The organism is Micromonospora sp. (genome assembly GCF_048594385.1).
GTDB lineage: Bacteria > Actinomycetota > Actinomycetes > Mycobacteriales > Micromonosporaceae > Micromonospora > Micromonospora wenchangensis.
Window position 1 is genome coordinate 1 of record NZ_JBMDWU010000311.1, and the last position, 9,080, is coordinate 9,080.

Genomic DNA, 9,080 nt, shown 5'->3' on the forward strand with positions numbered 1-9,080 from the left:
GGCGGCCATCACCGTCCGCCACTTCGGCCACTCCGAGTTCCCCACCCGGATCGCCACCGGACTACCCAACGTCAACCCGTGCCGCAGGCCACCGACGACCTCGACCTCATCCTGCTCGAACGCCATCCGCGCACCCCGGCCATAACCCAACCGACGACGCGCCAACTCGCCCGCGATGTCACCGGAAGTCACCGCCACCCCGGCCGGCACCCCCTCCAACAACGCCACCAGAGCCGGACCATGCGATTCACCTGCAGTCAGCCAACGCAACACCGCCGTCACCCCCGCACGCCGGGCAGGGCGTGCGCCACCCCGGCAGCGGCCGGGGCCGGGGCGTCGGCGGCGGGGTTTCCGCCCTCGGCCAGGTGGCGGGCGTGGGCGGCGGCGAGGTGGCCCCCGGTCCGGGCGGTGCTGATCAGCACCGCCATGTTGGCCCGGGAGGACCGGCCGTGGGTGGCCGCGTCGACGGCGCGCATCAGGTACTTGGTGATGGCGTTGCCGCGTACGCCGTCCCGTCGGGCGGCCGCCATCGCCTCCTCGATGGCCCGGTCGACCTCGGCGTCGTCGACGGCCTCCGCGGCGTCGACCGGGGTGGTGATCAGGAAGGAGCTGTGGTTGCCCAGGGCCCAGTGGTTCTCCACCGCGCGGGCGATCACCGTCGCGTCGTCGACCCGGCAGGGGCTGGGGATGCCGCTGGAGACGCAGTAGAAGGCCGGGAAGTCGGCGGAGCGGTAGGAGACCACCGGCACCGAGTGGGTCTCCAGGTATTCCATGGTCAGCCCGAGGTCGAGGATCTTCTTGGCCCCGGCGCACACCACTGCCACCCGGGAACGGGTGAACTGGATGAGGTCCGAGGAGATGTCCATGCTCGTCTCGGCGCCCCGGTGCACCCCGCCGATGCCGGCGGAGGCGAAGAACGCGATGCCGGCCAGGTCGGCCGCGATCAGCGAACTCGCCACGGTCAGCGCGCCCATGCCACCCTGGGCGAGCGCCACCGGCAGGTCCCGGGCGCTGACCTTGGGGATGCCCGGCGTGGAGGCGAACCGTTCGATGTCCGCCGCCGTCATGCCGACCCGGATCACCCCGTCGTCGACGGCGACCGTCGCCGGCACCGCACCGCCCTCCCGGACGGCGTCCTCCACCCGGTGCGCGGTGGCGGCGTTGTCCGGGTACCGCAGGCCGTGGGTGATCACGTTGGACTCCAACGCCACCACGGCCCGTCCCTCGGCGAGGGCGTCGGCGACCTCCTCACTCAACCGCACCTCGACGGTGGAGTGGACCTTGCGTGTCATGCTGGCTCCTCGGTCGGTCCGGTCCGGTGCCCCGGGACCGGTGTCGGGCAGGGTGGGGTGCGGGCTAGGGCGGGTCGGGCTCGGTGCGGGCCGGGGATCGGCTCACTCCTCCAGGACCGCCTCCAGCGCGACGGACACCGCGTCCTCGTCGCAGCCGAAGGCCCGGGTCATGGCCCGGGTGACGGCGGTCACCAGCCGGTTGTGCTGCTCGTCGGTGAGCGCGATCGGCAGGTGGGAGATGCTCACGTGCGGGCGGACCGGGCGACGGCGGGAGCGGGCGGGCAGTGCCGCCACCACCTGGTGGACCCCCGGTTCGCGCAGCACCCCGTAGTGGTCGGCGGCCAGGTCGACGACGACGGGGGAGAGGTTGCGGCGGGCGGCGGCGGTGTCGAGGAAGGACTCCTGGTCACCCCGGGTACGCAGCACCGTCACCGGGGCCCGCACCGGCCGTCGGGCGAGTTCGGCCTCGGTGTGCCGCAGCCCGTACGTGCGGGCCACGACCCGGGTGATCCGGCGGACCAGCGGCAGGTCCAGGGCGGGGAAGTGCCGCTGGACGAACCCGGTGAAGGTCTCCTCGTCCGTGACGGTGGCCAGGCACTCGTCGATCACCGGACCGGTGACCGTGCCGGCGAACACGGAGCACAGCACCGCCAGGTACGTCGGGTTGGCGAAGCTCGCCGGGCCGTCCGTGGCCGGGCCCTGCGGCACCCGGACCCGGGGTGACCCGGGGGCGATCAGGACGAGTTGGTCCACCTGCTCGCCGGCCTGCTCCAACTGGTACGCGGCCTCCACCGCCACCCGGGTGCCGAACGAGTAACCCCACAGCGTGTACGGGCCCCGGGGTTGCCGTTCCCGGATCGCCCGGATGTCCTCGGCCGCCATCCGGGAGATCGTCCGGTAGGGCTCCTCACCCGGGTTCACGCCGTACGCCTGCACGCCGTGGAAGGGACGCCCGGCGGTGCCGGCCAGCAGCCGCAGGTTCATCGGGTAGCCGCCGAGGCCCGGCCAGCAGTAGACGGAACGCCCCTCCCGGCCCCGCGCCAACGGCACCAGTCGGGACCTGCTCACCTGGTCCCGTTGCGCGACCCGTCGGGCGAGCTGGGCGACCGTCGGGTTGTCGAAGATGACCTGCATCGGCAGCGCCGCGCCGAACACCCGGTTGAGCCGGTTGATCAGGGCGACGGCGATCAGCGAGTTGCCGCCGCAGGCGAAGAAGTCGTCGTGGACGGAGACGTCGTCCTGGCGGACCGCCTCGGCCCACAGGCGGGCGATGCGGCGTTCCAGGTCGGTGCGGGGCGCGACGAACGGCCGTTGCGGGCCGGTGTCGTCGGCGACCCGGGCGGCGAGCGCCGTGAGGTCGGTCTTGCCGTTGGCGGTCAACGGCATCCGGTCGAGGATCACCACCTTGTTGGGCAGCATGTAGTCCGGCAGCCGACCGGCCAGGTCGTCGCGGATCAGCTCCGCCGGCCCCTTCATGTGGACGACGTCCTCCTTCATGCCCCGGCCGGCCACCTGGGCGGCGCTGACCCGCCCACCCACGGCGAAGTACGACGGACCGTCGGGCAGCCCGTGCCGGCGCAGGATGCCCCGGATGCGGTGGGCCGACGGCAGGTCGTGGCCGGTGTCGGAGCTGTAGCCGGAGGACATGAAGCCGAAGCCGACGTCGTTCATGGACAGTCGTTGCAGGACGCGTCCCAGGTCGACGTAGCGCCGCCACCGGGTCGACGTCGTGCTGATCATGCTGATGCCGATCGCGGCCCGGTCGTACACCTGCTGGTTGATGGCGATGACGTGCTGGCGCTGCACGAGGGCGTCGTCGAGGCGGACCAGCTCGCCGTCGTGGTACCGGTACTGCCCGGCGGGCAGGTCGACGCCCCGGTCCGGGTGGACCTGGACGTACAGGTCGATCTCGTCGCGGGGCGGCGGGGCGTACGGCGTCACCGCGAAGCTGCCCAGGTAGAGGTCCTCGGCGGCGCAGTCGAGGTGCCGGATGGTCTGCGGCGCGTGATCGGTGGCGGTGATGCCCAGCCCGTACCCGGGCAGGACCTGTTCCAGCAGGCCGACCAGGTGGCCGGTCTCGATCTCCAGGACCTCGCGGATGTTGTCCTGGTAGACCGGTTCGATGGCCCGGCGTCGCCCGACGAGGTGCAGCCGGACGGTCGGCTCGGGTCGGGGTGGGGCCGGGCTGATCAGGACCAGCTCGTGGGTCAGCGGGTGGTGGTAGTAGTAGCCGGACGGCTGCCCCCACAGCTGGTGCAGCTCCAGGTAGACCTGGGTGGCGTTGAGCGCCCCGGGTGAGGCGTAGCCGTACTTGGGCAGCAGCCGTTCGTCGCTGACGAACTGCCCGAGGTAGCGGACGATCTCCCCGAAGGTGGCCAGGTCGAGCTGCCCGAGCGGGCGCGGTGCCACCGGGTCGGGCCGGGCCGGGCGCAGCAGCGCCAGCAGGTCGGCGTGGGTGACCGGCGGGCCCTCGTAGAACCGGTACGTCTTGCGGGCGAACACCCGCCGCACCTGCTCCGCGGTGGGTTCGGCCCCCGGCAGCGCGAGCACCGGCCGCCCGGTGAGCTCCTGCGGGGTACGCACCCCGACGTGCGACAACTGCGCCCGGACCTGGAGCCGGCTCTCCTTCGACCGGTGGTGGGCACCGTGGTGGCCCTGGTCCATCAGCGCGGCCTCGCGCGGGTTGAGTTCGACGACGGCGAGCAGGTGCGGGTGCCCGGTACGCGGATCGTCGCGGACCAGCACCCCCGCGTGCCGGACCCACTGGTGGGCCTCCACGGCGAGGCGCACCTCGTCGAGTTCGACCCGGAACCCGCGCAGCTTCACCTGGTTGTCGACCCGGCCGACGAACCGTACGGTGCCGTCGTCCTGCCAGGCGGCCAGGTCGCCGGTGCGGTAGAGCCGTTCCCCGGTGACCGGGTCGGGCACGAACCGTTGCGCGGTCAACGCCGGCCGGTGCAGGTAGCCCCGGGCGAGCTGGATGCCGCCGATGAGCAGTTCCCCGACGGCGTCCCCGGTGACCGGGGCGTCGTCGGCGTCGACGATGACGTAACGCAGGCCGGTGACGGGCCGGCCGATCGACACGGACTGCCCGGTGGGGTCGAGCCCGGCCGGGTCGACGGTGAACGCCGAGGAGTTGATCGTGCACTCGGTGGGGCCGTAGAGGTTGACCAGCGTGGCCGGGTGCGCCTTGAGCACGTCGGCGGCCAGCGTGGTGGACAGCGCCTCGCCGCCGGTGAAGACCTGCCGCAGGCTGGTGCAGGTGCCCAGGCGCTCGGTGTCGACGAGTGCCCGCAGCAGGGTCGGTACGCACTGCAGGGCGGTCACGCCGTGCCGGCGGATGCTCGCGATGATGGCCTCGGGGTCGCGGTGCAGGCCGGGGGTGCCGGCGACGACCGTGCCGCCGCAGGCCGGGGCGAGGATCTCCCACTGCGCGGCGTCGAAGCTCATCGGGGTCTTCTGCAGGACGACGGCCTCGTCGAGCCGGTAGGTGTCCCGCAGCCAGCGCAGTTGGCTGACGATGCTGCGGTGCTCGATCATCACCCCCTTGGGTCGCCCGGTGCTGCCGGAGGTGTAGATGACGTAGGCCAGGTCGCGGGGGCGTGGCCGGTGGTCGGGCACGTCGGGCGGGGACGTGTCGTGCCAGGCGCTCAGCGGCACGACGGCGGTGTCGGGCGGGACCAGGTCGGTCAGCCGTTCGACGAGGTCGTCCTGGGCGACGACGAGGCGGATCCGGGCGTCGGCGGCCATGTAGCGCAGCCGCTCGTCGGGGTAGTCGGGGGCCAGCGGCAGGTAGGCCGCCGAGGCGTACAGGATGCCCCAGGCCCCGACGACGAGCCCGGCGGACGGCTCGGCGAACAGGCCGACCCGGTCGTCGGGGCCGGCACCGCGTTCGCGGAGCTGGGCGGCGAGGGCACGGGCCCGGCGGGCCAGTTCCCGGCGGGTGACGCCGTCCGGCCCGTGCCGGACGGCGACCGCTTCGGGGTCCGCCCGGACCTGCTCGTCGAGCAGGTCCGGCAGGGTGGCGGCGGATGGGTGGTGGGCGTCGGCGCCCGGGTCGTGGGTGTCGGTGGTGGCGGGCGTGGTGCGCATGCTTCCCCCTGTGGTGGGTGACGCCTCACCGGCTGGTCAGCGCGGGTGACGCCACCGGCTCCGCGGCGGGTGGCGGTGCCGGCGGGGACGACCTGCGTTGGGCGAGGGCGACTGCGGCGACGATGACCAGGCCGCCGACGAGCTGGGTCAGGCTGAGCCGTTGGTCGAGGAAGGCGAAGCCCAGCAGGCTGGCGACGATCGGGCTGACCAGGCTGAGGAACGACGCGGCCAGGGCGGGTAGCCGTTCCAGGCCGCGGAACCAGACGGCGTAGCCGAACAGCGAGCCGACGATCCCCAGGTAGGCCAGTCCGGCCAGGTTGGGGCCGGTGAGGTGGTCGGGCAGCCCCTCCATCAGCAGGGTGGTGGGGAGCAGGACGAGCCCGCCGGCGGTGAGCTGCCAGCCGGTGAACTGCAACACCCCCACCCCGGGCGGTCGGGCCCAGCGTTTGGTCAGCACGATCCCGCTGGCCATGCTGGCCGCGCCGGCCAGCGCCGCGACGACGCCGAGCGGGTCGAGCGCGGCGGTCGGGCGCAGCACCAGCAGCGCGACCCCGGTCGCCCCGAGCAGGCACGCCACGACGTGCAGCGGCCGGATCCGGTCGCGCAGCAGCAGCGCGGCGAGGATCAGCACCAGCATCGGCTGGAACGACATGATCAGCGCCGCGACGCCGCCGGGCAGCCGGTAGGCGGCGATGAAGAGCAGCACGAAGAACAGGCCGATGTTGAGGGTGCCGAGCACCAGCGCCCGCCAGATCCAGGTGCCGCGCGGCACCACCCGTCCGAGCGCCATCAGGGCGAGCCCGGCGGGCAGGGCGCGGGCCAGGGCGGCCAGGTAGGGCCGGCCCGGGGGCAGCAGTTCGGTGGTGACCAGGTACGTGCTGCCCCAGATCGCCGGGGCCAGCGCGGTGAGCCCGACGTCGCCGATTCCGCCGCGCCTCATCGGGGCTGGTCCGTGCCGAAGTAGCGGTCACCGAAGTCGCCGATGCCGGGCACCATGTAGGCGTCGGCGTTGAGGCGCTCCTCGATGGCGGAGGTGACGATCCGGACCCGGGGGTACCGGGCGTGGACCGCGCTGATGCCCTCCGGGGAGGAGAGCAGGGTGACGAAGACGATGTCCTCCTCGAACACCCCGTACTCGCGCAGCAGCCCGAGGGCGGCCAGCGCGGTGCCGCCGGTGGCGAGCATCGGGTCCAGCAGCAGCACCTGGGACGTGGCGATGTCCGGTGGCAGGGCCGCGTAGTGGAAGTGCGGCAGCTTCGTCGTCTTGTCCCGCTGGATCAGGATCTTGCCGATCCGGGTCTGCGGCAGCATGGCCCGCAGTTCGCCCTCCATGCTCTCGCCCGCGCGGGCGATGGACACCCCGCAGACCGGCGCGGCCGGGCGCAGCCCGTGGTAGGTCTGCCCGACCGGGGTGCGCACCGGCGTGGGGACGACCGGGAGCAGGTCCAGGGCGGTGTCGAGGAGCTGCCGGAAGATCTGGGCGGAGGTCTGCACGAAGTCGGCCCGGGAGGCGTCGCGGTCCCGGATGACCGTGTGCAGCGCACGCAGCCGGTTGGTCTGCGGCAGCAGGTGCAGCCGGTCGGCCACGGCGGGGCCGGTCACGGTGCGGGCGGTCACGGTGGGGTCGATGGCGGTGTCGGTCATGGTTCTCAGTCCTGTCCGGCGAGGTCGGCGAACGCCTGGCGGGCGGCGGTGACGAACCGGCGCACCTTGGCCCGGTCCTTGCGACGGTCGGGGCCCTCCAGGCCGGTGTGCGCGTCGACGGCGGCGGGGCGTACCGCCGCGATGGCCGCCGCCACGTTGTCGGGGTTCAGGCCACCGGCGAGCATCAGCGGCCGGGGCGCGATCCGGACCAGCTCGGCGCTGACCGACCAGTCGTGGGTCAGACCGGTCGCGCCCTTGGCCCCGGTGGCGGGGTTGAAGCTGTCGGTGATGTACATGTCGACCCACTCGGCGCTCTCGTCGACGATCTTGGTCAGCTCGTCGATGTTGTCCTCCTTGACCACCAGGCTCTTGAGGACGTAGAGGTCGGGGTCGATCCGGCGCAGCTTCTCCAGCTGGGCGGGCTCGACGTCGCCGTGCAGCTGCACGGCGGTGACACCGAGTTCGGCGCAGAACTGCCGGATCTCGTCGGCCTCGGTCAGGTAGGTGATCAGGACGCCCCGGTGCCGGGGCTGGATCGCCGCGACGATGGCCGCGGCGTCGGCCTCGGACAGGTCCTCGTTCTTCGCCGGCAGCCGCAGGGCGAACCCCAGCCAGTCGGCGCCCTCCGCGCAGATCAGGTCGGCCTCGTCCTGGTCGATGACCCCGGCCACCTGGATCAGTCCCTGCATCTGCTGCTCCCTCTCTGTGCGAAAAACCGCTCGGATCTCCACCGACGGAAATCCCACGTGTGCGTCGACCAATCCGTGGCGGCCGGGGATCCGGGACGGGCCCGGCCGCGTGGTCAACTCGACGGGAGAAACGTACGAAACAAACGGCACCGGGGGACAGGCCCATGTCCGGCCCCGCGTCGGTGCCACTTCCACCGATGGCCCCGCCCGACGACGAAGCGGCCCCACCTGCGCACGGTGGAGCCGAAAAGGATTCGCCATGTCATTGTTTGAATTCTCGCGAACAATTCATGAATGGCGCAGCCCCGCTGAGCGCGAAACGGCCGCCGATGACGGGACACGCCGTCACGACGATGCCACGGAATTGCCCGGACCCCTTGCTATCACTGTGCCGAGGAGGTCCACCAGTGACAACGAGTTCCACACCCGCCGCGGTTTCCGTCTCCGCGGCCGACCCGCACCCGCGCCGGCGCATCGACCTGTGCGGTACCCATCTGTCGTACGTCGACGTGGGGGCCGGCGACCCGATCGTGTTCCTGCACGGCAACCCCACGTCCTCGTACCTGTGGCGCAACGTCATCCCGGCGGTCCGCGACCTGGGCCGTTGCCTCGCGCCCGACCTGGTCGGGATGGGCGACTCCGGTCCGGCGTCCGACGGCGGCTACCGCTTCACCGACCAGGTGCGCCACCTCGACGCCTGGTTCGACGCCGTGGTGGGCGACCAGCCGGTCACGCTGGTGCTGCACGACTGGGGTTCGGCGCTGGGGTTCCACTGGGCGGCCCGTCACCCCGACCGGGTCCGGGCCGTCGCCTACATGGAGGCGATCGTCCAACCCCGCCGGTGGAGCGACTTCGAGGCCGGCCGCGACCAGCTCTTCCGCGCCATGCGCTCACCCGAGGGGGAACGCCTGGTGCTCGAGGAGAACTTCTTCGTCGAGGTGGTGCTGCCCCGCAGCGTGGTGCGCCCGCTGTCGGAGGCGGAGCTGGACCGCTACCGCCGGCCGTTCGGTGACCCCGACTCCCGGCGGCCCACCCTCGCCTTCCCCCGGGAGCTGCCCATCGAGGGCGAACCGGCGGACGTGACCGCCGTCGTCGAGGAGTACGGCCGCTGGCTGGCCGCCTCCCCGGTGCCGAAGCTGCTGGTGGTCGCCGAGCCGGGGGCGTTGCTGACCGGTCGGGCCCTGGCGTTCGCCCGGACCTTCCCGAACCAGCGCGAGGTCACCGTCACCGGCAGCCACTACGTGCAGGAGGACTCGCCGGACGAGATCGGCGCCGCCCTGCGGGACTTCGTCACCGCCCGCTGAGCACGGCCGCGGGGGGGGGGGGTGCCCCCCCCCCCCCCCGGGGGGCGGTAGGCCCGCCC

7 protein-coding genes are annotated in these 9,080 nt (G+C 72.9%); 1 reads left to right on the forward strand and 6 read right to left on the reverse strand.

Annotated elements, in window-relative coordinates; genetic code table 11:
* The 6 genes from ACOJTC_RS16515 to ACOJTC_RS16540 form a co-directional block, all read right to left on the reverse strand.
* Nucleotides 1-273: chorismate synthase (locus tag ACOJTC_RS16515; RefSeq protein ID WP_420117518.1), on the reverse strand; the 273-nt coding region annotated here is incomplete at its 3' end.
* Nucleotides 274-278: 5 nt separating this feature from the next.
* Nucleotides 279-1,292: a pseudouridine-5'-phosphate glycosidase gene (locus ACOJTC_RS16520; protein WP_420117547.1), complete on the reverse strand. Its 1,014-nt coding sequence runs from the start codon at nucleotides 1,290-1,292 to the stop codon at nucleotides 279-281.
* 102 nt (nucleotides 1,293-1,394) lie between these two features.
* Complete coding sequence (locus ACOJTC_RS16525) at nucleotides 1,395-5,384, reverse strand: amino acid adenylation domain-containing protein (protein WP_420117548.1); 3,990 nt, start codon at nucleotides 5,382-5,384, stop codon at nucleotides 1,395-1,397.
* A gap of 25 nt (nucleotides 5,385-5,409) precedes the next feature.
* The gene (locus tag ACOJTC_RS16530; protein ID WP_420117549.1) at nucleotides 5,410-6,324 is read right to left on the reverse strand and encodes an EamA family transporter; all 915 of its coding nucleotides are present in this window, start codon (nucleotides 6,322-6,324) and stop codon (nucleotides 5,410-5,412) included.
* Nucleotides 6,321-7,028 carry a uracil phosphoribosyltransferase gene (gene upp, locus ACOJTC_RS16535; RefSeq protein ID WP_420117550.1) on the reverse strand — a complete coding sequence of 236 codons (708 nt, stop codon included), beginning with the start codon at nucleotides 7,026-7,028 and terminating at the stop codon, nucleotides 6,321-6,323. The genes ACOJTC_RS16530 and upp overlap by 4 nt, the downstream gene beginning before the upstream one ends.
* A gap of 5 nt (nucleotides 7,029-7,033) precedes the next feature.
* Nucleotides 7,034-7,717 carry a phosphoribosylanthranilate isomerase gene (locus ACOJTC_RS16540; protein WP_204923268.1) on the reverse strand — a complete coding sequence of 228 codons (684 nt, stop codon included), beginning with the start codon at nucleotides 7,715-7,717 and terminating at the stop codon, nucleotides 7,034-7,036.
* Nucleotides 7,718-8,124: 407 nt separating this feature from the next.
* Here ACOJTC_RS16540 and ACOJTC_RS16545 point away from each other — a divergent pair, with 407 nt between their 5' ends.
* Nucleotides 8,125-9,021: a haloalkane dehalogenase gene (locus tag ACOJTC_RS16545; protein WP_420117551.1), complete on the forward strand. Its 897-nt coding sequence runs from the start codon at nucleotides 8,125-8,127 to the stop codon at nucleotides 9,019-9,021.
* The last annotated feature ends 59 nt before the right edge of the window (nucleotides 9,022-9,080 follow it).

Bases quoted from the DNA above. Each gene is read 5' to 3' on its own strand.
- ACOJTC_RS16540 (WP_204923268.1), bottom strand. From the start codon at position 7,717: ATGCAGGGACTGATCCAGGTGGCCGGGGTCATCGACCAGGACGAGGCC.
- ACOJTC_RS16520 (WP_420117547.1), bottom strand. From the start codon at position 1,292: ATGACACGCAAGGTCCACTCCACCGTCGAGGTGCGGTTGAGTGAGGAG.
- ACOJTC_RS16525 (WP_420117548.1), bottom strand. From the start codon at position 5,384: ATGCGCACCACGCCCGCCACCACCGACACCCACGACCCGGGCGCCGAC.
- ACOJTC_RS16530 (WP_420117549.1), bottom strand. From the start codon at position 6,324: ATGAGGCGCGGCGGAATCGGCGACGTCGGGCTCACCGCGCTGGCCCCG.
- upp (WP_420117550.1), bottom strand. From the start codon at position 7,028: ATGACCGACACCGCCATCGACCCCACCGTGACCGCCCGCACCGTGACC.